The following is a 22,422-nucleotide window of genomic DNA, read 5'->3' on the forward strand; positions in this document are numbered from 1 at the left end:
ATTTCTTATGACGGATCAACATTATGGCTCAACCAGGGATCGCTCCAGGATTAAAAACACTCTTTGCCTCCGGCATGGTCATTTTGCTGGTTCCATTTAGCGTCACTGCCGCCTCCGACAAAGTACAGCAAATCGGCGGCGTGATTATCCCCCAGGCCTTCAGCCAGGCGCTGCAGGACGGAATGAGCATTCCTCTGTTTATTCACCTTAAAGGCAGCACCGGTACCCAGGACGATCAGCGGATCGGCAATGCCTTTATCTGGCTGGATAACGGCGTGTTGCGCGTACGGCAAATTCAGCTGGAAGAAAACGATAATAACGCCACCGTCAGCGAACAGACCCGCAAACAGCTCACCGCGCTGGCCAATGAAGCTTTCAGCAAAGAACTCAATATTAGCCTCACAGATGATGCGCAGCTACAGCTCAGCCTGCGCCAGCTGCTGCTGCAGCTGGTGGTGAAGAAGGAGGCGCTGGGTACGGTGCTGCGTTCGCGCAGCGAAGATATCGGCCAGTCCAGCGTCAACACCCTCAGCAGCACCCTGAACTATAACCTCGGGGTCTATAACAACCAGATGCGCAACGGCGGCAATAATACCTCCAGCTATCTGTCGTTGAACAACGTCACCGCGCTGCGCGAGCACCACCTGGTGCTCGACGGCTCGCTGTACGGTATTGGCTCCGGCAATCAGGACAGCGAAGTCTATAAAGCGATGTATGAGCGCGACTTTGCCGGTCACCGTTTTGCGGGCGGGATGCTGGATACCTGGAATCTACAGTCCCTTGGCCCGATGACCGCCGTTTCGGCGGGGAAGATCTACGGCGCTTCCTGGGGCAACCAGGCCAGTTCGACGGTATTCGATAACAGCCAGTCGGCCACGCCGGTGGTCGCCTTTTTACCCGCCGCCGGGGAGGTCCATCTGACCCGCGACGGGCGCCTGATGAGCGTGCAGAACTTTGCCATGGGTAACCACGAAGTGGACACCCGCGGCCTGCCGTATGGGATTTATGATGTCGATGTTGAAGTGATTGTGAACGGCCGGGTGGTCAGCAAGCGTACCCAGCGGGTCAATAAATTGTTCAGCCGCGGACGCGGCGCCGGCGCGCCGCTGGCCTGGCAGTTCTGGGGCGGCAGCTTCCATATGGACCGCTGGTCCGAAAGCGGTAAAAAGACGCTGCCGGCAAAAGACAGCTGGCTGGCGGGCGCCTCGGCCTCCGGGTCGCTCAGCACCTTAAGCTGGGCGGCGACCGGCTACGGCTATGACAACAATGCCGTTGCCGAGACGCGCCTGACGCTGCCGCTGACCGAATCCATTAGCGTGAATCTGCAGAATATGCTGGCCAGCGACAGCTCCTGGAGCAGCATCGGCAGCATCAGCGCCACGCTCCCCGGCGGCTTCAGCTCGGTATGGGTCAACCAGGAAAAAACGCAGATTGGCGACAGAATACGCCGCAGCAATGCCGATAACCGGGCTATCGGCGGCACGCTGAATCTCAATTCATTATGGTCAAAGCTGGGCACGTTCAGCATCAGCTATAATGACGACCGCCGCTATAACAGCCACTACTACACGGCGGACTACTATCAGACGCTTTATACCGGCTCGTGGGGATCGCTGGGCCTGCGCGCGGGCCTGCAGCGCTTTAATAACGGCGACAGCAGCGCCAGCACCGGGAAATATATTGCGCTCGACTTCTCGCTGCCGCTCGGCAACTGGTTCAGCGCCGGCATGACGCACCAGAACGGCTACACCATGGCCAACCTGTCGGCGCGTAAACAGTTTGATGAAGGCAGCATTCGCACCATCGGCGCCAACGTTTCACGGGCGATTTCCGGCGACACCGGCGATGACAAAACCCTCAGCGGCGGCGCGTATGCCCAGTTTGATACCCGCTACTCCACCGGTACGCTGAATGTGAATAGCGGCGTGGATGGCTATGTGAATACCAACCTGACTGCCAACGGCAGCGTGGGCTGGCAGGGGAAAAATATCGCCGCCAGCGGCCGCACCGACGGTAATGCCGGGGTGATTTTCAAAACCGGTCTTGAAGACGACGGCAAGCTGAGCGCTAAGGTGAACGGCCGTATTGTGCAGCTCTCCGGCAACCGTAATTACCTGCCGCTGTCGCCGTACAACCGCTATGAAGTGGAGCTGCAGAACAGCAAAAATTCGCTCGATAGCTACGACATCGTGACCGGGCGCAAGAGCCAACTGACCCTTTATCCGGGGAACGTGGCGGTGATTGAGCCGGAAGTGAAGCAGATGGTCACGGTCTCCGGGCGGATTCGCGCGGAAGACGGCACGCTGCTGGCCAACGCGCGGATTAATAACCACATCGGTCGTACCCGCACCGATGAGAACGGTGAGTTTGTGATGGACGTGGATAAAAAGTATCCCACCATCGATTTCAGTTACGGTAAAAACCAGAGCTGCGAAGTGGCGCTGGAGCTGAGCCAGGCGCGCGGCGCGGTGTGGGTGGGCGATGTGGTCTGCAGCGGCCTCTCCACTTATGCCCGCGTGCAGCAGACAGGAGAAGGTAATGAAAGCTAAATGGCTGGCATGTTTAATCATGTTAACGGCGGCGCTGTGCGTGACGCGGGTCAACGCTGCGGTAAACAAAACCACCTGGCCCGATGCGGCGGCCATGCAGTTTGTTTTTGTGGAAAACAACTCGGACGATAACTTCTTCGTCACCCCAGGCGGCGCGCTGGACCCGCGGATGACCGGGGCTAATCGCTGGACCGGGCTGAAATATAACGGCTCGGGCACCATTTATCAGCAGAGCCTCGGCTATATCGACAATGGCTATAACACCGGCCTGTACGCTAACTGGTTCTTCGATATGTGGCTGGATAACTCGCCGGCTTCCCATCCTTTGAGCGGCCTGCGCTGCATCAACTGGTATGCGGGCTGCGATATGGCGACCAGCCTGATCCAGCCGCAAACCAGCGATGCCAGCGGCTTCTACGGCGCAACGGTAACACCCGGCGGGCAAAAGTGGATGCACGGCATGATGTCCGACTCTTTTTACCAGTATCTGCAGCAGATGTCGGTGGGCAGCAGCTTCTCAATGACCATCAACTCCTGCATGACGTCGGTGAGCTATGACGCCAGCAGCGGCGCACGCTGCAAAGACCAGGCCTCAGGTTACTGGTACGTACGTAATGTCACCCATACTAAAGCGGCCAATCTGCGGTTAATTAATACCCATGCGCTGGCGGAAGTCTTTATCAACAGCGACGGGGTTCCGACGCTGGGTGAAGGCAACGCCGACTGCCGCACGCAGACGATTGGCACGCGTTCCGGTCTGAGCTGCAAAATGGTGAACTACAATTTGCAGCATAATGGCCTGAGTAATACCTCAATTCATATTTTCCCGGCGATCAGCAACTCGGCGCTGGCTTCCGCGGTGGGAAGCTACGATATGCAGTTCAGCCTCGACGGTAACTCATGGAAGCCAGTAAGCGGCATCGCTCAGTACTATACGTTTAACGAGATGAAATCATCAGATTCAGTGTATGTTTTCTTCTCAAGCAACTTTTTTAAGCAGATGGTGACGCTGGGCATCAGCGACGTGAACACTAAGGACCTGTTTAATTTCCGTTTCTATAACACCACCTCGCCGGAGTCAGGCTGGTATGAGTTTTCGACGTCCAACACGCTGATCATTAAACCGCGTGACTTCAGCATCAGCATTATTTCCGATGAGTATATCTCAACGCCGACGCGTGAGGGCTACGTGGGCAGCGGCGAACCGTCGCTGGACTTCGGCTATATTGTCACCACCAGCGGTAAGACCGCCGCCGATGAAGTGCTTATCAAAGTGAAGGGACCAACGCAGGCGATCGGCGGACGTTCATACTGTATTTTCACTTCACCGGACGGTACGTCGAGAGTGCCGTTCCCGGCGACCCTGGCGTTTACCACCCAGACCGGGGCTATCAAAACGTATGACGCCGGATGTGATGATACCTGGCATGATATGACCGATGCCCTGTGGTTAACCACGCCGTGGACGGATATTTCCGGCGACGTCGGGCAGATGGACAAAACGACGGTGAAGTTTTCCATTCCGATGGATAACCCGATATCGTTGCGCACGGTGGAAGATAACGGCTGGTTTGGTGAAGTGAGTGCTTCAGGAGAAATTCATGTTCAGGCGACGTGGCGTAACATTAACTAATTTGCTGCGGATGCTTATCTGCCTGCTGTCGCTCGGACTGGCGACCGCGGCGCAGGCCATCTCGGTCGGTAATTTAACTTTCTCGATGGCGGCGGAAGATGATTTTGCGTCTAAACGGGTGATTAATAACAATAAAAGCGCCAGATTGTATCGGGTCTCTATTGTCGCTATCGACCGCCCCGGCGGCAAAGAGGTGCGCTCCCGTCCGGCGGACGGCGAGCTGTTGTTTGCCCCGCGCCAGCTCACCCTTCAGGCGGGGGAGAGCGAATATTTTAAGTTTTACTACCACGGCCCGAAAGATAACCGTGAGCGCTATTACCGGGTGTCGTTCCGTGAAATACCCACCCGCAATTACGTGATGCGTAATCAAAGCGGGACGGAAGTGAGTATGGATCCGGTGGTAGTGATGGACACAATTCTCGTTGTTCGCCCGCGCGAGGTGCAGTTCAAGTGGGCCTACGATCGTGCGGCGGGTACCGTCAGCAATACCGGGAATACCTGGTTTAAGCTGCTGATCAAGCCCGGGTGTGATACGACGGAAGAGGAAGGAGACGCATGGTATTTACGGCCCGGGGACGTTGTTCGCCAGGCTTCGCTGCGCCAACCAGGGAACCACTACATAATCTATAACGATAAATTTATTAAGATGACCAAAGACTGCCCGGTGAAGTAACCGGGCAGCTTTTTTCGCACTTCGTCGCTAAGCCGCACGACCGGCATAGCGACGGTTCGCCAGCAGGCTCAGGCCGCAGCACAGTAGATAATAAACCGCGCCGGTAAAGACAAATATCGCCAGAGGGTATATCTGCACTCGGTTATTGACCTGGCCGGCAACGGTGGTCAATTCCGGTACGTTGACGATAAACGCCAGCGACGTGTCTTTGAGCAGGCCGATCAATATTCCTACCAACGAGGGCTGAACGTTACGCAGGGCCTGGGGCAGCAGGATCAGGCGCAGCGTCTGTCCGGGGGTAAAACCCTGGGTCAGCGCCGCTTCGTATTGCCCGCCGGGAAGCGATTGCAGGCCCGCCAGCACCGAATGCATCACCGACGCGGCGGTAAACCACGCCAGCGCCACCGTGACGGTGACCGCGCCCGGCAGATCGCTGCCGGTGAGCATGGGCAGCAGATACCACAGCCAGAAAATCACGAAGATCAGCGGGATGCCGCGAATAACCTCCGCCCACAGGAAGAGCAGCCGCCGCACGATCCCGTCGTAGCGCCAGGCGATCCCCGCCAGCAGGACCCCGCCCGGCAAAGCCAGCGCGGCGGCGCCGATCGCCATCAGCAGCGTCAGCACCACGCCGCCGGGAATACCGTCCGCCAGCCGTCCCCACAGCAGATAATCGAGGTTATCAACGATCACCGCCAGATTAGCGTTCATACCCGGCTCTCCTTTGCTGATTTCTTCCCGGGCCGAGACGCGTCAGCGCCACGCCCATCACCACCCCAAGCGCCAGATACAGCGCGGTGCCGACGGCAAACGCCTCCAGCGCATGCGCGTTGTAGCTCTCGATTTGCCGTACCTGGTAGGTGAGTTCGGCGAAGCCGATGCCGCTCGCCAGCGAAGAGAGCTTCATCAGATTCAGATACTGGCCGATAATCGGCTGCCAGGCGTTTGCCAGCCCCTGCGGCAGCAGAATGTGGCGCAGTTCCTGCCAGGGGGTAAACCCCTGCGACAGCGCCGCTTCCCGCTGACCGTGGCTAACGGCGCGCAGCCCGGAGGCGATCTCTTCGATCAGAAACGCCGAAGTAAAGACCCCAAGCCCCCACATGGAGCAGAGAAACTCCGGCGTCAGCCACCAGACGTTGCCCGGCAGAATCGACCAGCTGTGGTCGTCGTTAATAAAATCGCGCGCCCCCAGCGGCAGCAGATTCCAGGCGGCAAAATACCAGAACAGCAGCTGCACCAGCAGCGGCGTATTGCGGAACAGCGATACCCAGGCCGCCACCAGCCAGCGTCCGGGCCGGCCGCCGCCGAGACGCAGCGCCAGCAGCAGGATAGCCAGCACGGTCGCCAGAATCATCCCGGCGACGCTCACCCAGACGGTGGTGAGAAAGCCGGAGATTATCCACTGCAGCGGCTGCCCGCTCAGCACGCCATGCCAGTCAAGATGCGGGATCACGCCTCACTCTCCTGGTGCAGCGGGTCGAGCACCTTCTGCAGGAAACGGCGGGTGCGGGCGTGCTGCGGTCGGGCGAAAAACTCGGCCGGCGGCGCGACTTCGAGAATATCGCCGCCGTCGATAAACACCACCCGATCGGCAATTTCGCGGGCGAACTGCATTTCGTGGGTCACGACCACCATGGTGATCCCGCTGTGGGCGAGGGTTTTCATCACCTGCAGCACTTCGCCGATCATCTCTGGGTCCAGCGCCGACGTAGGTTCATCAAACAGAATAATCTGCGGCGAGGAGGCGAGGGCGCGGGCGATCGCCACCCGCTGCTGCTGGCCGCCGGAGAGCTGGGCGGGCATCTGCCCGGCTTTATCCGCGAGGCCAACCTGGCTGAGCAGCGCCAGCGAGCGCTCGCGGGCGGCGCTTTTGCCCCAGCCGTGGACGCGTTCCAGCGCGAGGGTGATATTCTCCTGCGCCGTCAGGTGGGCGTAGAGATTAAACTGCTGAAAGACGAAGCCGACCCGGCTGCGCAGCTGGCGCAGGGCGCTGCCGGTAAGCTGGCGCGTCGGTTTACCGTCGATCAAAATCTCGCCGCCGCTGAGGGATTCCAGCTGGTTGATCAGGCGGATCAGGGTGGATTTGCCCGATCCCGAAGGGCCGAGGATCGCCACCACTTCGCCGGGTTCAACCTGTAAATTTACGCCGTTCAGCACCCGATGATCGCCGTAGCTTTTGGCGACATCGCGGAACTCAATGCTGGCGCGCTGCAGATGCGAAAAATCCGCGGACGATGCCGCGGAGCGTGAAAATAGAGCCGATAACATAATCTTTTTCTGCTTATTTAGCTTCGATAGTAAAGGCGCGCGGCTGCGGGGTTTTGGTGCTCGGGCCAAACCAGACGTCGTAAATTTTTGCCGCTTCACCGGATTTTTCCAGCTTGACCAGCTCGTCATTTACCGCTTTCAGCAGGGTCGGTTCGCCTTTCTTCACGCCGACGCCAATCTCTTCTTTACTCAGCAGGTCGGGGATGATTTTGAAGTTGGCCTTGTCGGGCGCTTCCGCCAGCAGTCCGGCGAGGATGGTGCTGTCCTGGGTAATGGCCTGCACGTTGCCGTTGCGCAGGGCGGTCAGCGCCAGCGGAATGTCGTCATAAGAGAGTACGCGCGATTGCGGGAAACGCTGATGCAGCGCCTGTTCGCCGGTAGTGCCTTTTACCGCGCCGATGCGCGCTTTGCTGTAATCATCAAGCTTATCCGGGGATTTCGCCGGGACGAGGAACTGCTGGCCGGTCACGAAGTAAGGCGTTGAGAAATCAATCACCTGGGCGCGCTCCGGGGTGATGGTGATATCGGCGACGATCAGGTCGGCCTTACCGGACTGCAGCAGCGGAATACGGTTGGCCGGGTTGGTGGCGACCAGCTCCAGCTTAACGCCGAGAGATTTCGCCAGCGCTTCGGCGAAGTCCACGTCGTAGCCGACGATTTTATGCGTTTTTGGGTCTACCGAGCCGAACGGCGGGTTGGCGTCGAAGGTGGCGACTTTGACCACCCCGGCGGCTTTGATATCGGCTAATTGATCGGCCTGAGCCTGCGCGGCGAGCACCAGCATGCCCAGCGCCAGCGCGATTTTTGTTTTTGCAATGCGCATAGTTTTCCCCTGAATCCCTGTTTTGTTTTGTGTTTATCACGCTCCCACAAATCGCCCGTCGGCGGCAAAGAAGAAAAAGTTCTTATCTATAACGAAAAAGAACTTAACAAAACTGTGGATATTGTTTACCCGCATGGGGCTACCAAACTGGGGAAAGTAGCCCGGACAGGTGCGCAGCACCGCCTCCGGGAAGATCCTCTCCCCCTTAATATGCATCCCACAGAATTACAAATCCGGAATTGATATTTCCTGCCCGCCGTCAACTGTGGTTGAAATAGACCGAGGCAAAAACGCTTCCCGACGGAGGAGAAAAATGAAAGTGGCGCTGTGGCAACGCATAACGGGCTGGCTGGCTTCTTTATCTGGATCTGGCGGAGAAGCCGGGCAGCAGGATACCCAACGCATTATGGAGGCGATATTACCGGTCGCCAGTCTCTACGGAATTGAGCTTGGCAACGTAGAAACAAGGTGGTTTCGCCATGATAAAACATACTGAGCGGCGCAGGACGCGTGAAGCCTACTGGAACGAGGTGTGCTTTGTGTAGCGCGAGGCTGTTTGCGGTTGCGGCGACGCAGGAAGCGATGCCGCAGCCCTGAACAGCTTTATCCCCCAAGATACATCCGCTTAATCTCCGGATTCGCCAGCACCTCCGCCGCCGGGCCAGAGAGCATAATCTTCCCATTCTCCAGCACATAGGCGCGATCGGCGATGGTCAACGCCGCCGTGGCGTTTTGCTCCACCAGCAGCACGGTAATATTCTCCTCCCGCAGCTGCTTAATCGTTGCGAACAGCTCACCGACAATTTTCGGCGCCAGTCCGAGGCTTGGCTCATCGAGCATCAGCAGTACCGGCTCGCTCATCAACGCTCTGGCGATCGCCAGCATCTGCTGCTCGCCGCCGCTCATGGTCCCCGCCATCTGGGTACGCCGCTCTTTCAGCCGGGGAAACAGACTGTACATGCGATCGCGCAGGCGGGGAAAGCCGGCGAGGTTGTTGTAGGCCCCCATGCGCAGGTTTTCTTCGATGGTCAGGTTGGTGAAGATGCGTCGCCCCTCGGGCACCAGCGCCAGCCCCTTACGCACAATCTGATGCGTCTGGCTGCGGGAAATATCCTCGTTGAGAAAATTGACCCGCCCGGTGGAACGCACCAGGTTGACGATCCCGTTGAGGGTGGAGGTTTTCCCCGCGCCGTTACTGCCGATAAGGGTCACAATCTCCCGGTCGTGAATATCAATGTCCACCCCTTTCAGCCCCTGAATCACGCCGTAAAACACTTTTAACTCGCGCGCGCTAAGCATAACGAACGTCCCCCAGGTAGGCGGAAATCACGTCCGGATCCTGAATGGCTTCGGACATCAGGCCGCTGAACAGCGGTTTGCCGTACTCCAGCACCATCACCCGCTCGCACAGCTTGTTGACGAATGGCATATCGTGCTCGATCAGCAGCACGCTGAGCCGGTAGTCGTTGCGCATGCGGAAGATCAGATCCGCCAGATCTTCCGTTTCTTTCGGGTTCATTCCGGCGGCGGGTTCGTCGAGCAGCAGTAATTTTGGCGACGTCGCCAGCGCGCGGGCGATCTCCACCTTGCGCTGGTTGCCGTAGCTGAGGTTGGTGGCCTGCACGTCGGCGAAATGGGCGATGCCGATATCGTCCAGAATCGCCATCGCTTTGGCCTTTGCCGCCCGCTCGGCGGGGAAGTAGCGGCCAATATGCAGCGCCGCTTCCAGCAGCGAATAGCGGCTGGCGCTGTCGAGGCCGACCATCACGTTTTCTAATACCGTCATCGAGTTAAACAGGCGGATATTCTGAAAGGTGCGGGCGATCCCGGCGTTGACCACCCGGTTCGGCTTCAGCCCTTTTAGCGATTTTCCCGCCAGGGTCACGCTGCCGCTGGTCGGTTTATAGTTGGCGGTAATCACGTTAAACATCGTGGTTTTGCCCGCGCCGTTAGGGCCAATCAGGCCAAAAATTTCCGCCTCGTCGACGTGGAAACTGACGCTGTCGATGGCCCGCAGGCCGCCGAACTGCATGGTCACGTCCTGTACCTCTAAAATGACCTTATTTTGCGCCATAGCCGCGGCCCCTTTTGCCCACTTGCCAAATCTCTTTTTTGCCCAGCAGACCTTCGCGGGCGAACAGCATGATGATCAGCAGCAGCAGCGAGAACACCACCATTCGCAGCCCCGGATACGCGCCCAGATCGTGACCGAAGAACTGGAGCGGCTGGTCGAGAAAGCGCAGCCACTCGCCGCTGCCGACCACCAGCACGGTGCCGAGCAGCGCGCCGGTAGTGCTGCCCAGGCCGCCGAGCACGATAATAATCAGCAGCTGGAAGGTGAGCATAAAGTCGAACAGGCCCGGCGAGATGGTGGTCAGCAGCGAGGCCAGCAGGCCGCCGCCGATCCCTTCGAAGAAGGCGCTGGTGGCGAAGGCGCAGGTTTTAATGCGAAACGTGTTCACCCCCATGGCGATAGCGGCGTCTTCGTCGTCGCGCACCGCCTTCATCATTCGCCCGTACTTCGACCACACCAGCTGCAGAATCATCCCGGTCGCCAGCAGGGCGAACAGTCCGCACCAGAACAGCAGGTGCGGCTGCTGCGGGATGTCGTTGAGGCCAATCGCGCCGTTGGTGATCTGCGGGTTGTTGATAGCGAGGATTTTAATGATAAAGCCGAAGCCGAGGGTCACAATCGCCAGGTAGTCGCCGCGCACGCGGAAGACCGGCAGAGCCAGGCACACCGCCAGCGCCGCCGCGCACAGGCCGCTAATCAGCAAGGCGGGCAGGAAACCGGCGTGCAGCACGAGGATCCACGGGCTGGGCGCGGCCATCTCAAACATATCCAGCTTGCTGTCGCTGGAGAGGATCAGCAGGGCGGTGACGTAAGCGCCGACCGCCACAAAGCCGTTGGGCTCCAGCGACAGCTGCCCGGTCACGCCGTTGATCAGGTTGTAGCTGACCGCGAGGATCATAAAGACAAAAATAGTGCTGATGACGCGAATAATGTAGTCGTTGAAGACGACGTTGATCCCGGCCAGCAGCGCGACGCAGAGAACAATAATGACCAGGTTGCGCAGCTGCGCCCCGGCGGTAGTCGTAGCGTTGAGCATCAGAAACGGCTCCTTTCCAGACGTTCATCGCCCATAATGCCAACCGGGCGGAACAAGAGGACCAGAATCAAGAACATAAAGGCAAAGGCGTCTTTGTAGCCGCCCAGCTCGGGAAAGAGGGCGACCGCCACCACTTCGGTAAAGCCGAGAATAAAGCCGCCGAGTACCGCGCCGGTGACGCTGCCGATCCCGCCGAGTACCGCGGCGGCGAACGCCTTCAGGCCAATCAGTACCCCCATCAGCGGGTCGATGGTGGGGTAGCTGATGGAGTAGAACACCCCGCCCAGCGCCGCGAGGCTGCTGCCGAGGGCGAACACCAGCGAGATAATGCGGTTGGCGTCGATGCCCATCAGGCGCACGGTATTGACGTCGAAGGCCACCGCGCGGATCGCCATCCCGTAGCGGGTACGGTACAGCAGCCAGAGGATCGCCAGCAGCAGCAGGACGGTAATCAGCGGCACGATCCACGCCACGTTGGTGATAATCACGTCGCCAAAGGCGCGGGTGTTATTGAAAAAGTCCGGTGCGGAAAAGAAGCGCGAGCTGCCGCCAAACAGCACGTTGAACAGGTTTTCGAGGAAGAAGCTGACGCCGATGGCGGTGATCAGCATCGAGATTTTGGAGGCCTGGCGCAGCGGGCGATAGGCTACCCGGTCGATCAGCATCCCGAACAGGCCGCACAGCGCGAGGGTCAGGAAAACGGCTACCCCGAAGGGTAGCCCAATGGAAGAAAACAAAAACAGGGTGGTAAACGCCCCGACCATCATCACGTCCGCATGGGCGAAGTTGATCAGGCGCAGCACCCCATAAACCATCGTATAACCGATGGCAATCAGGGCGTACATGCCCCCAAGGCTCATTCCATTGACCACTTGCTGGAGAAAAATGGCACCATCCATCTGATATCCCTTATAAAACCTTAAGGATTAACCACGGTACGAAACGCCAGCTTGCCATCCTTCACTTCGTTGATGACCGCGCTGCGGATAGCGTCGCCGTTTTGTAACGTCAGCGTGCCGGTCACGCCCTGGAAGTCCTTAGTGGCGCGAATTTTTTCGTTAACGCAAACCCGGTCGTGCGGGTCGCTGCACTGGTTCATGGCGTTGATAATGACGTTATAAGCGTCCGCCGCCATTGCGCCCCAGGTATGGGTCGGCTGCTGGTATTTGGCTTCCCAGGCTTTGATAAACACCTCGCCCGCCGGCGTTTGCTCTTTGGCGTTCGGCGAGTAGTAGTCGGTGGTCATATAGCCGTTGACCGCGTCTTTACCAACGTCAAAAAAGACCTGATCCGCCGCCAGTCCGTCGCCGCCGACCACCGGTTTGCTCAGCCCCAGCTGTTTAGCCTGTACGGCGATGAGCGCCCCTTCGGTGTAGTAAATCGGCATATAAATCATGTCGACGTTCTTCGCCTTCACGCTGGCCAACTGGGCCTTAAAGTCTTTGCTGCCGCCAGGGGCCTGAACTTCGATAGGTATGGTGCCGCCGTTTTTCAGGAACTGCGTGCGGAAGGCCTTCGCCAGGCCGACGGAGTAGTCGTTGCTGCTGTCGAAGACGATGGCGGCGGTTTTGGCCTTCAGATCGCGCGAGGCGAGGTTAGCGCCGACCACGCCCTGGAAGCTGTCGGAGAAGCAGACCCGGCTGACGTAAGGATGGTTGCGGGTGACGCGGTCGTTGGTGGCGGTTGAGGAGACCAGCGGCGTTTTGCTGTCGTCGGCGATTTTGGTCATCGCCAGGGTATTGGAGGAGGTGACTTCGCCGATCACCGCGTCGACTTTATCGCTGGAGACCAGGCGCTGCATGGCGTTAGCGGCTTCGACCTTGTCGCTCTTATCGTCAATCACGATAAGCTTCACGGTGTCGCCGTTTTTTAACGTCGGCGTAATGCTCTGGATAATATCTAGCCCTTTTTGCGAAGGCTGACCGTAGCCGCTCAGCGCGCCGCTCAGCGGCAATACCACGCCGATTTTAATTTCAGCCGCCTGCGCGCTGCTGGCACCGACCCACGCGGCAACCAGCGTGGCCATTAAAGACGCTTTCCCGGAAAACTTGTTCATTGCTACCTCACCGTCGGTCGATTATTTATCTTTAACCATCAATGACTGCATAACATTGAAAAATAATTCGCCAGCGTACCCGGCGAATTATTGGCTGTTATGTTGAATAGATAACGAGATATATTTGATGCGCAGAATTACCTTACAACGTCCGTTTCATTTTTACTCATGCAATATTCTTATTACCTGCAGGAAAGGGCATAAAGCTGATGACAACCCTGTTTTGGGTACGCTGAACGCATTTTGCCGGGTGGCGGCTGACGCCTTACCCGGCCTGGAAAACCCGCAATTTCAGCGCGCGCCAGAATATAATATTCAGGTGCGCCCGATAATATTAAAAATCTATTCTGCTGCTCGCGTGACTTATTATTTTAATTGGCTCAAAGGTTTTATTTTTCCATGCAGCGCCGGATTATCGCTTTCATCTTTCAGGCGCACCCCGGTAAGCCGCCGCAAAAAGGCCTGTTCCAGCAGCCAGGCCAGCTTAAAAGCGGCGGCATCAAAGCTCAGCCCTTCCGGACGAATATTAGAAATACAGTTGCGCTCCGACTCCAGCCGCTGGCGATGCGGCTGCCAGGTTAAATACACCCCGAGGCTGTCCGGCGAGGAGAGCCCGGGCCTTTCGCCAATTAATATCGCCACCGCTCTGGCCTTCAGCGTTTCGCCTATATCATCGCCGAGCGCGACCCGCGACTGGTGCGCCAGCACCACCGGGGCGAGGCTCAGCCCGAGGGTTTTCAGGTACGGCAGCAGAGCGCGGATCAGCGGCACCGCCTGGCGCTGCACGGCGTACGACGACAGCCCGTCGCCAATCACCAGCAGCAGGTCGGCGGGGCGTGCGCCGCTGGCGGCGAGGTCGGCGCGGCTCTCCTCGTTCAGCTGTCGCCCGAGATCCGGGCGATTCAGATAAATATGGCGATCGCTGGCGGCGCTGCGCACGGTCAGCGTCGACAGCCCCAGCTCCGCCAGCGGCTGGACTAACTGGTCGCTGGCGAAAGGCTGGTGGATAGCGTCGCGCGCCCGGGCGTGGGCGAGGCCGAAATTCAGCACTTCGCGGGTCGGCAGGCTGGCGCCGCTGCGGCCCAGCGCAATCCGCGCATCGGTAAATTCGCGCAGCGGGTTCCAGGCGTCGGGAGGGTTCATACCGGTTCTCCTTGCGGCAGGACGGAAAGCAGCGGATGGCGGGCATCGGTCAGACGCAGCGCGCCGTGGCGGTCAATAATCTGCATCTTCGTTAGCCAGTCGGCGAACTCAGGCGCATGTTGCAAACCCAGCAGACGGCGGGCGTAAAGGGCATCGTGGAACGAGGTGCTTTGGTAGTTGAGCATAATATCGTCAGCCCCCGGCACGCCGATCAAAAAGGTCAGTCCGGCGGCGCACAGCAGCGTCAGCAGGGTATCCATATCGTCCTGATCCGCTTCGGCGTGATTGGTGTAGCAAACGTCGCAGCCGATAGGCAGCCCCATCAGCTTGCCGCAGAAATGATCTTCCAGCCCGGCGCGGATAATCTGCTTACCATCGTACAGATACTCCGGGCCGATAAAGCCCACCACCGTATTGACCAGCAGCGGCTCGAAATGGCGGGCGACGGCGTAGGCGCGGGCTTCGCAGGTCTGCTGATCAACGCCGTGGTGGGCGTTGGCGGAAAGGCAGCTGCCCTGGCCGGTTTCAAAATACATCACGTTGTTGCCCAGCGTACCGCGGTTCAGGCTAAGCGCCGCTTCTTTGGCCTCCTGCAGCAGCGCCAGATTAATGCCGAAACCGCTGTTGGCGGCTTCGGTACCGGCCACCGACTGGAACACCAGATCCACCGGCGCGCCGCGTTCAATCAGCTGCAGGGTGTTGGTGACGTGGGTCAAAATGCACGACTGGGTGGGGATGGCGAAGCGCTGAATAATCTCGTCGAGCATATGGTTCAGCTGCGCCAGCACCGGCAGGCTGTCGCTGGCCGGGTTAATGCCGATCACCGCGTCTCCGGCGCCGTACAGCAGGCCGTCGAGCATGCTGGCGGCGATGCCTTTCATATCATCGGTCGGGTGATTGGGCTGCAGGCGCACGCTCAGGCGCCCCGGCAGGCCGATAGTGTTGCGAAAACGGGTCACCACCCGGCATTTGCTGGCGGCGAGGATCAGATCCTGATTGCGCATCAGCTTGCTGACCGCGGCGGCCATCTCCGGGGTTATCGCGCGGGCGACCTGGCGCAGCGCCGCTTCGTCGGTGGCGTCGTCGAGCAGCCAGTCGCGAAAATCGCCGACCGTCAGATGACGAATCGCCGCGAAGCCCCGGGCGTCGTGGGTATCGAGGATCAGCCGGGTCACCTCATCCTGCTCGTAGGGGATCAGCGGATTATCGAGAATCTCGGTGAGCGGAACCTCCGCCAGCGCCATTTTTGCCGCCATCCGCTCTTCGGCGGACCCGGCGATAACCCCCGCCAGCGCGTCGCCGGAACGCGCGGGAGAGGCTTTCGCCATCAGCGTTTTCAGACTATCAAAGCGCCATACCTGGCCCGATAGCGTAGTTTTATACATGTGTCGCCTCCTCAGGAGACCGTACGCAGCTGCGGATCCACCGCCGCGCGCTGGCGGGCCGCTGCGGTCTTGCGAAACCACAGATAGCCGCCGAGCATCATGGCGGCGAAAATCAGCGCCAGCAGCGGGTTGTACCAGACCATCGCCACCAGGCAGAGTACCGCCATCGCCAGGGCGAAGGCCGGCGCCCACGGATAGAGCGGCGCGCGGAACGGTCGAATCAGCTTCGGCTCGCTGCGGCGCAGTTTAAACAGCGCCGCCATCGAGGTGATATACATAACAATAGCGCCAAATACCGACATCGTAACGATACAGGCGGTCAGCGGCATCCCGCTAATAGTGATCAGCGAATCGGAGAAAATGGCGGCGATGCCGACCACGCCGCCGGCGAGGATCGCCAGATGCGGCGTGCGGGTGCGGCGGTTCAGCGTTGCCAGGCTGGCGGGGAGATAGCCCGCGCGCGCCAGCGAGTAAATCTGTCGCGAGTAGCCCATGATAATGCCGTGGAACGACGCCACCAGGCCGAACAGCCCCAGCCACACCAGCATATGCAGCCAGCCGCTGCTGTTGCCGACCACCATTTTCATCGCCTGCGGCAGCGGGTCGTTAATATTGGCCAGGGTTCGCCAGTCGCCCACGCCGCCGGCAAAGATCATCACGCCAATCGCCAGTACGGTCAGGGTCAGAATGCCGCCGCCCAGCGCTCGGGGAATGGTGCGCTGCGGATCTTTAGCCTCTTCGGCGGCCATCGATGCGCCTTCAATCGCCAGAAAAAACCAGATAGCAAACGGGATGGCGGCAAACATGCCCGGCAGCGCCAGGCCGCTGAAGCTCTCCGCGCCCGCCCAGCCGTTAGCGGTAAAGTGGCTCCACGAGAAGCCCGGCGCGACCACGCCCATAAATACCAGCAGCTCGAAGATCGCTAATAACGTCACCACCAGCTCAAAGGTGGCGGCAATGCCCACGCCGAGAATATTCAGCGTCATAAAGATAATATAGGCGCCGCAGGCTACCCATTTGGGGTCGAGCGCCGGAAACTGCACGTTAAGGTAGGCGCCGATGGCCATGGCGATGGCGGGCGGGGCGAAGACGAATTCAATCAGGGTCGCGAAGCCGGCGATAAACCCGCCGGTCGGGCCAAAGGCGCGGTAGGCGTAGGCAAATGGCCCACCCGCATGCGGAATGGCGGTGGTCAGCTCGGTAAAGCTAAAAATAAAGGCGCAGTACATCGCGGCGATGGCCAGCGCGACGATCATAAAGCCCAGCGTCCCGGCCTGGGACCAGCCGTAGCTCCAGCCGAAATACTCCCCGGAAATAACCAGCCCAACGGCGATCCCCCATAAGCGGAAACTGCCGAGCGTTCTTTTTAGCGTTGTGGTTTGCTCTGTCATGTTCGTTGCCTCGCCAGATAAAGATATCGGGAGAGTTGCAAAGAGAATGCCAGGGCATACCGCTGATAAACGCGGCGGTTTAAGAACCTATCCCATTAGGGCTATCTTATTTGCCAGTTTGGCCCTGGGCAGTGCTCAGAGTCCTCACGTACTACGTGTACGTTCCGGTTCTTGCGCGCTGTCCGTGTCCAAACTGTCTGCAACGATTACGCCTGTTGGAATAGGCTCTAAGCCAACGACGATCGATAAAAGGGCAGACCGCGCCCGGCGGGAGAGTCGCCGTGGTGCAGCTGCCCGCAAATGTGGCGTTACTGGTGCACGATGGCGCCAGCGTCTTTTTGAATTACCGGGCCTGCTTTCACCTGCAGGTTAAGTCCTTTACTCTCCAGATCGGCGTTGCGAATGCGCAGGCCGCGGTCGGCTTCAATATTGACGTTGCTAAAATGGAAACCGCTGAGCGGCGCTTCCGGGGTACCGATAATATAGGCCGCCGCTTTGCTGTCGCCGGTGGAGGTTAAATTCTCAACGGTGATATTGCTGAAGTGCGGGGTCTTGTATTTGTCGAAGGGCTGTTTCGGGTCGCTGTCCGGCGGATAGATCTGCTCGCCGAGGGTAAAGCCGCCCGCCTGCAGCAGCTTATCGACCTCGGCCTGCACAATCGGCGCGGCTTTGTAATAGGCGGAGAACACCAGCGGCACCTCAACGTTATGCATTCTGGTGTTGCGGTAGACGATATTTTTTACCTCGCCGCCTTTGCCGCGCGGGCTTTTAATCCGAATGCCGTACATCGAACCTTCGAAGGTATTGTTTTCCACCAGCACGTTATTCACGCCGCCTGCGCTCTCGCTGCCGATGGAGATCCCGCGCCCCTGCTTCAGAGTGTTGTTGGCGATATAGATGTTATCCACCACCCCGTCCGGGAAGCGCGGGTCGGCTTTCTCCGCCTTGATGGCAATATGGTCGTCGTTACAGTCGATATAGTTGTTGGTAATACGGATATTCTGGCTATCGATAGGGTCGATGGCGTCGGTGTTTGGCGCATGCCACGGTGAAAGAATACGCGTGCCGTTGATATCGACATCGTGCGCGTAGCGGGTGACGACGTGGAAGCTGGGTGAATGGGTGAGGGTCACGCCGTCGATAAGCACGTTGCTGGCGCGGGTGATATAAATCAGCCGCGGCCGGTCGGTACCGCCTTTCTTGCCGGTGGCGCGGATATTTTCCCGCCAGCGCTCCCACCATACCGCGCCCTGGCCGTCGATAGTGCCTTCACCGACGATGGCCACGTTTTGCGCGTCGGCGATGCTGATAAACGGCAGCCAGCCGTTCTCCGCTTCGGCGTATCGGGTTTTATCATCGCCGCGATAGGCGGCCTCTTCGGTTGAGGCCACCAGGGTGGCGTCTTTCTCCAGCTTAAGCTGAATATTGTTTTTCAGAAACAGCGGGTTGGTCAGGAAATTGCCTTTCGGCACCCGCACCGTTCCCCCTCCGGCGGCGGCGCAGTCATCAATCGCTTTTTGAATGGCATCGGATCGGTGTTGAGCGCGATTTGCAGCCGGTGGCCCTCTGCGCCGTAGTGGGTGATATCACAGACTTTATCGGGAAACTTCACGGAACTCGCGGCCTGAGCGGCGTGCAGCGGTAGAAGGCCGACGGCGGCAGCGGCGGCCCACAGAGGCAAAGCGCGGGGTATCATGGCATTATCCTTTCTGGTTTATTGTTTTGTAAAATTATCACCAGTGTTTTGATTTATTGAGTGCGGCGATCACGGTTTCTCTTTTGTCGTTATTCTGCCCATAAGTGGCGATGATGATTTGGGCGAATGCATAGATGACAGGCCCGGCGGCTTTGCAATTTGGCGACAGGCGGGGTATAAGGAATCTCTTATCTGGATGTTTAGATGTCTATACGCCCATGAGGTCAAATGCAAACAACACAAAAACAAGGTGGGCAGCTTAAGCGCACCATGAAGACCCGCCACCTGATCATGCTGTCGCTGGGTGGCGTTATTGGCACAGGGTTATTCTTTAATACCGGCTATATCATCTCCACCACCGGAGCGGCGGGCACGCTGCTGGCCTATCTGATCGGCGCGCTGGTGGTCTGGCTGGTGATGCAGTGTCTGGGCGAACTCTCGGTGGCGATGCCGGAAACCGGGGCGTTTCACGTCTACGCCGCACGCTATCTCGGCCCGGCGACCGGCTATACCGTGGCCTGGCTCTACTGGCTGACCTGGACCGTGGCGCTTGGCTCCAGCTTCACCGCCGCCGGATTCTGCATGCAGTACTGGTTCCCGCAGGTGCCGGTATGGGTCTGGTGCGTGGTGTTCTGCGCGGTGATTTTCGCCCTCAACGTTATCTCTACCCGCTTCTTTGCCGAAGGTGAATTCTGGTTCTCGCTGGTGAAAGTGATCACCATTATTGCCTTTATCATTCTCGGCGGGGCGGCGATCTTTGGCATTATTCCGATGCAGGATGGCTCGCCGGCGCCGGGGCTGCGCAATATCACCGCCGAAGGCTGGTTCCCGCACGGCGGTCTGCCGATCCTGATGACCATGGTGGCGGTCAACTTCGCTTTCTCCGGCACCGAGCTTATCGGCATTGCGGCCGGGGAAACGGAAAATCCGCATAAAGTCATTCCGGTGGCCATTCGCACCACCATCGCCCGGCTGATTATCTTTTTTATCGGCACCGTCTTCGTGCTGGCGGCGCTGATCCCGATGCAGCAGGCGGGGGTAGAGAAGAGCCCGTTTGTGCTGGTGTTCGAAAAGGTCGGCATTCCTTACGCGGCGGATATTTTTAACTTCGTGATCCTGACGGCGATTCTGTCGGCGGCCAACTCCGGCCTCTACGCCTCCGGGCGGATGCTGTGGTCGCTCTCCAATGAAAACACGCTGCCGGCCTGTTTTACCAAATTGACCAGGAACGGCGTGCCGCTGACGGCGATTTCGGTGAGCATGCTCGGCGGCGTGCTGGCGCTGTTCTCCAGCGTCGTGGCCCCGGATACGGTGTTTGTCGCGCTGTCGGCGATTTCCGGCTTTGCGGTGGTGGCGGTATGGCTGAGCATCTGCGCCTCGCACTTTATGTTCCGCCGCCGTCATCTGCAGCAGGGGAAGGCGCTAAGCGAACTGCACTACCGCGCGCCGTGGTATCCGCTGGTGCCGGCGCTGGGATTTGTCCTTTGCCTGGTGGCCTGCGTGGGTCTGGCGTTTGACCCGAGTCAGAGGATTGCGCTGTGGTGCGGGATCCCGTTCGTGGCCCTGTGTTATGGTGCGTATTATCTGACTCGTTCACGGAAACTCACCCAGGAGCCTCAACATGTCGCAGAATAATCCGTTAACCGCCCTCCTTGACGCAAGGCCCTTTATCCTGCTGGACGGCGCGATGGCGACGGAGCTGGAAGCGCGCGGCTGTAATCTTGCCGACAGCCTGTGGTCGGCGAAAGTGCTGGTCGACAACCCGGAGCTTATCCGCGAAGTTCACCTCGACTATTTCCGCGCCGGCGCGCAGGTGGCGATCACCGCCAGCTATCAGGCGACGCCGGCGGGCTTTGCCGCCCGCGGGCTGGATGAAGCGCAGTCGAAAGCGCTGATCGGCAAAAGCGTCGAGCTGGCCCGCAAGGCGCGGGAGGCGTACCTGGCGGAAAACCCGCAGGCGGGCGCGCTGCTGGTTGCCGGTTCGGTCGGGCCGTACGGCGCCTACCTGGCGGACGGCTCGGAGTATCGCGGCGATTATCTCCGCAGCCATGAAGAATTTCAGGCGTTTCATCGTCCGCGCGTGGAAGCGCTGCTCGACGCCGGGGCCGATCTGCTGGCCTGCGAAACCCTACCCAACTTCGCCGAGATTAAAGCGCTGGCGGAGCTGCTGACCGCGTATCCGCGCGCGCGCGCGTGGTTCTCGTTTACCCTGCGCGATGCGCAGCACCTCAGCGACGGCACGCCGCTGCGGGAAGTAATTGGTGTGCTGGCAAACTATCCGCAGGTGGTGGCGCTGGGAATTAACTGTATCGCGCTGGAGAACACCACCGCCGCGCTGGCGCATCTGCATAGCCTGACGGCGCTGCCGCTGGTGGTTTATCCTAATTCCGGCGAGCACTATGACCCGGTCTCCAAAACCTGGCATCACCACGGCGAAGCCTGTGCAACGCTGGCGGGATATTTACCCCAGTGGCTGGCGGCGGGAGCGAAGCTGATTGGCGGCTGCTGCCGCACGACGCCGAAGGATATTGCCGAATTGAACGCGCAGCGTTGAGTTTGCGCCGGGTGGCGGCTGATGCCTTACCCGGCCTACAACCTGCACGAACCGTAGGCCGGCTAAGCGTGAGCGCTACCCGGCCTCAATCACCCGGCATCCGCTAACACAAACATCCCGTACGGATGGATTTCGAGATAATAGTGCTCGCCGACGTCCGGCTGCAGACGGGTGGCGTTAACCTGCAATAAGATCTCCTGCCCGTGCCACTCTACCGTCACCTCATACTGCGGCCCCATATAGGCCACGTGGCGGATCGTGCAGCGCTGGCTCTCCTCGCCGCGATCGCTCAGGGTGATCGCCTCCGGGCGGACGCCGACGCTGCCCTCGCCGTGGGCGGCAAAATGCGGCGGCCTCGGCAGCCGATAGCCATAAATATCGACAAAATCCTCGCTGAAGGCGGCCGGGAACAGGTTGGCGTCGCCCATAAAGCTCGCCATAAAGCGCGACGCGGGCTGGCGGTAAAGCTCCTGCGGCGAGCCGATCTGCATGATATGCCCCTTGTTCATCACCAGCACGGTATCGGAAACCGCAAAGGCTTCGCTCTGATCGTGGGTCACGTACAGCGAGGTGATATCAAACTGCTTTTGCAGTTCGCGGATCTTATCGCGCATGCTGCGCCGCAGGTTGGCGTCGAGGTTACTCAACGGCTCGTCAAACAGCAGCACCTTCGGCTTGAGGATCAGGGCGCGCGCCAGCGCCACGCGCTGCTGCTGGCCGCCGGAGATCTGATCGACATAGCGGTCTTCGAATCCTTCCAGATCGACCATCGCCAGCGCCTCTTTCACCCGCGCTTTCACGTCGCCGCGCGGCACGCCAAGCATTTTCAGGCCGTAGCCGACGTTATCCCCCAGCGACATATGCGGGAACAGGGCGTACGACTGAAACACCATACAGATATCGCGCTGCTGAATGGAGCGATGGGTGACGTCTTCACCGTCGATGTAAATCTGCCCTTCGCTCGGTTTTTCCAGCCCGGCCACCAGGCGCAGGATGGTGGTCTTGCCGCAGCCGGAAGGGCCGAGCAGCGTCACCATTTGCCCCTGAGGGATGGTGAGGTTGATATTGTCGATAACCATGTTGCTGCCGAATCGCTTGGTGACGTTGCGCAGCTCAACAAAATTTTTCTGACTCATAGAGC

General features: G+C 59.3%; 20 protein-coding genes and 1 pseudogene. 7 read left to right on the forward strand and 14 right to left on the reverse strand.

Annotated elements, in window-relative coordinates:
* Positions 1-23 precede the first annotated feature (23 nt).
* The 3 genes from KOSB73_RS08195 to KOSB73_RS08205 are packed head-to-tail and all read left to right on the forward strand — an operon-like array spanning position 24 to position 4,855.
* Positions 24-2,549, forward strand: coding sequence for a fimbrial biogenesis outer membrane usher protein (locus KOSB73_RS08195; RefSeq protein WP_024359098.1), 2,526 nt, complete (start codon positions 24-26; stop codon positions 2,547-2,549).
* A gap of 19 nt (positions 2,550-2,568) precedes the next feature.
* Positions 2,569-4,182 carry a fimbrial adhesin EcpD gene (gene ecpD / locus KOSB73_RS08200; RefSeq protein ID WP_223226924.1) on the forward strand — a complete coding sequence of 538 codons (1,614 nt, stop codon included), beginning with the start codon at positions 2,569-2,571 and terminating at the stop codon, positions 4,180-4,182.
* On the forward strand, positions 4,151-4,855 hold the full coding sequence (locus tag KOSB73_RS08205) for a fimbria/pilus periplasmic chaperone (protein ID WP_049087350.1): 705 nt from the start codon (positions 4,151-4,153) through the stop codon (positions 4,853-4,855). Before ecpD ends, KOSB73_RS08205 begins: the two co-directional genes overlap by 32 nt.
* Before the next feature lie 27 nt (positions 4,856-4,882).
* Here the strand turns inward: KOSB73_RS08205 and KOSB73_RS08210 are convergent, their stop codons facing one another.
* The 4 genes from KOSB73_RS08210 to KOSB73_RS08225 are packed head-to-tail and all read right to left on the reverse strand — an operon-like array spanning position 4,883 to position 7,946.
* Positions 4,883-5,566 carry an amino acid ABC transporter permease gene (locus KOSB73_RS08210; RefSeq protein WP_049087351.1) on the reverse strand — a complete coding sequence of 228 codons (684 nt, stop codon included), beginning with the start codon at positions 5,564-5,566 and terminating at the stop codon, positions 4,883-4,885.
* Entirely contained in the window at positions 5,556-6,308 is a 753-nt protein-coding gene (locus tag KOSB73_RS08215; protein ID WP_004133751.1) for an amino acid ABC transporter permease, read from the reverse strand. The genes KOSB73_RS08210 and KOSB73_RS08215 overlap by 11 nt, the downstream gene beginning before the upstream one ends.
* Entirely contained in the window at positions 6,305-7,123 is an 819-nt protein-coding gene (locus tag KOSB73_RS08220) for an amino acid ABC transporter ATP-binding protein (RefSeq protein ID WP_004133749.1), read from the reverse strand. The genes KOSB73_RS08215 and KOSB73_RS08220 overlap by 4 nt, the downstream gene beginning before the upstream one ends.
* Before the next feature lie 13 nt (positions 7,124-7,136).
* Entirely contained in the window at positions 7,137-7,946 is an 810-nt protein-coding gene (locus KOSB73_RS08225) for an ABC transporter substrate-binding protein (RefSeq protein ID WP_004133747.1), read from the reverse strand.
* A 313-nt stretch (positions 7,947-8,259) separates the two neighbouring features.
* On the opposite strand from KOSB73_RS08225, the gene KOSB73_RS08235 reads away from it, so the two are divergent.
* Positions 8,260-8,442: a hypothetical protein gene (locus tag KOSB73_RS08235; RefSeq protein WP_004129481.1), complete on the forward strand. Its 183-nt coding sequence runs from the start codon at positions 8,260-8,262 to the stop codon at positions 8,440-8,442.
* A gap of 107 nt (positions 8,443-8,549) precedes the next feature.
* Here KOSB73_RS08235 and KOSB73_RS08240 read toward each other — a convergent pair whose 3' ends face one another.
* The 5 genes from KOSB73_RS08240 to KOSB73_RS08260 are packed head-to-tail and all read right to left on the reverse strand — an operon-like array spanning position 8,550 to position 13,082.
* Entirely contained in the window at positions 8,550-9,245 is a 696-nt protein-coding gene (locus tag KOSB73_RS08240) for an ABC transporter ATP-binding protein (protein WP_004129484.1), read from the reverse strand.
* A complete protein-coding gene (locus KOSB73_RS08245) occupies positions 9,238-10,020 on the reverse strand; it encodes an ABC transporter ATP-binding protein (protein ID WP_024359093.1) in 783 nt (260 codons plus the stop codon). Before KOSB73_RS08245 ends, KOSB73_RS08240 begins: the two co-directional genes overlap by 8 nt.
* Positions 10,007-11,056, reverse strand: coding sequence for a branched-chain amino acid ABC transporter permease (locus tag KOSB73_RS08250; protein WP_004133743.1), 1,050 nt, complete (start codon positions 11,054-11,056; stop codon positions 10,007-10,009). Before KOSB73_RS08250 ends, KOSB73_RS08245 begins: the two co-directional genes overlap by 14 nt.
* Positions 11,056-11,955, reverse strand: coding sequence for a branched-chain amino acid ABC transporter permease (locus KOSB73_RS08255; RefSeq protein WP_004129493.1), 900 nt, complete (start codon positions 11,953-11,955; stop codon positions 11,056-11,058). Before KOSB73_RS08255 ends, KOSB73_RS08250 begins: the two co-directional genes overlap by 1 nt.
* Before the next feature lie 20 nt (positions 11,956-11,975).
* Positions 11,976-13,082: an ABC transporter substrate-binding protein gene (locus KOSB73_RS08260; protein ID WP_024359092.1), complete on the reverse strand. Its 1,107-nt coding sequence runs from the start codon at positions 13,080-13,082 to the stop codon at positions 11,976-11,978.
* Here KOSB73_RS08260 and KOSB73_RS30795 point away from each other — a divergent pair.
* On the forward strand, positions 13,075-13,218 hold the full coding sequence (locus KOSB73_RS30795; RefSeq protein WP_162685300.1) for a hypothetical protein: 144 nt from the start codon (positions 13,075-13,077) through the stop codon (positions 13,216-13,218). The genes KOSB73_RS08260 and KOSB73_RS30795 overlap by 8 nt on opposite strands.
* A gap of 260 nt (positions 13,219-13,478) precedes the next feature.
* Here KOSB73_RS30795 and eutC read toward each other — a convergent pair whose 3' ends face one another.
* The 4 genes and pseudogenes from eutC to KOSB73_RS08285 all read right to left on the reverse strand — a co-directional run bounded on the left by eutC (position 13,479) and on the right by KOSB73_RS08285 (position 18,727).
* Positions 13,479-14,255: an ethanolamine ammonia-lyase subunit EutC gene (gene eutC, locus KOSB73_RS08265; protein WP_024359091.1), complete on the reverse strand. Its 777-nt coding sequence runs from the start codon at positions 14,253-14,255 to the stop codon at positions 13,479-13,481.
* On the reverse strand, positions 14,252-15,640 hold the full coding sequence (locus KOSB73_RS08270; RefSeq protein WP_098140380.1) for an ethanolamine ammonia-lyase subunit EutB: 1,389 nt from the start codon (positions 15,638-15,640) through the stop codon (positions 14,252-14,254). Before KOSB73_RS08270 ends, eutC begins: the two co-directional genes overlap by 4 nt.
* 11 nt (positions 15,641-15,651) lie before the next feature.
* Entirely contained in the window at positions 15,652-17,031 is a 1,380-nt protein-coding gene (gene eat, locus KOSB73_RS08275; RefSeq protein ID WP_004133736.1) for an ethanolamine permease, read from the reverse strand.
* 308 nt (positions 17,032-17,339) lie between these two features.
* Positions 17,340-18,727, reverse strand: a pseudogene (locus tag KOSB73_RS08285) (glycoside hydrolase family 28 protein).
* 228 nt (positions 18,728-18,955) lie between these two features.
* On the opposite strand from KOSB73_RS08285, the gene mmuP reads away from it, so the two are divergent.
* Both mmuP and mmuM read left to right on the forward strand, forming a co-directional pair.
* Positions 18,956-20,362, forward strand: coding sequence for an S-methylmethionine permease (mmuP, locus tag KOSB73_RS08290; RefSeq protein ID WP_098140381.1), 1,407 nt, complete (start codon positions 18,956-18,958; stop codon positions 20,360-20,362).
* A complete protein-coding gene (gene mmuM, locus KOSB73_RS08295; RefSeq protein WP_004133731.1) occupies positions 20,349-21,281 on the forward strand; it encodes a homocysteine S-methyltransferase in 933 nt (310 codons plus the stop codon). Before mmuP ends, mmuM begins: the two co-directional genes overlap by 14 nt.
* An 89-nt stretch (positions 21,282-21,370) precedes the next feature.
* Here the strand turns inward: mmuM and fbpC are convergent, their stop codons facing one another.
* The gene (gene fbpC, locus KOSB73_RS08300; protein ID WP_004133729.1) at positions 21,371-22,417 is read right to left on the reverse strand and encodes a ferric ABC transporter ATP-binding protein; all 1,047 of its coding nucleotides are present in this window, start codon (positions 22,415-22,417) and stop codon (positions 21,371-21,373) included.
* Positions 22,418-22,422 lie beyond the last annotated feature (5 nt).

The sequence above is a fragment of the Klebsiella grimontii genome, from assembly GCF_900200035.1.
Lineage (GTDB): Bacteria > Pseudomonadota > Gammaproteobacteria > Enterobacterales > Enterobacteriaceae > Klebsiella > Klebsiella grimontii.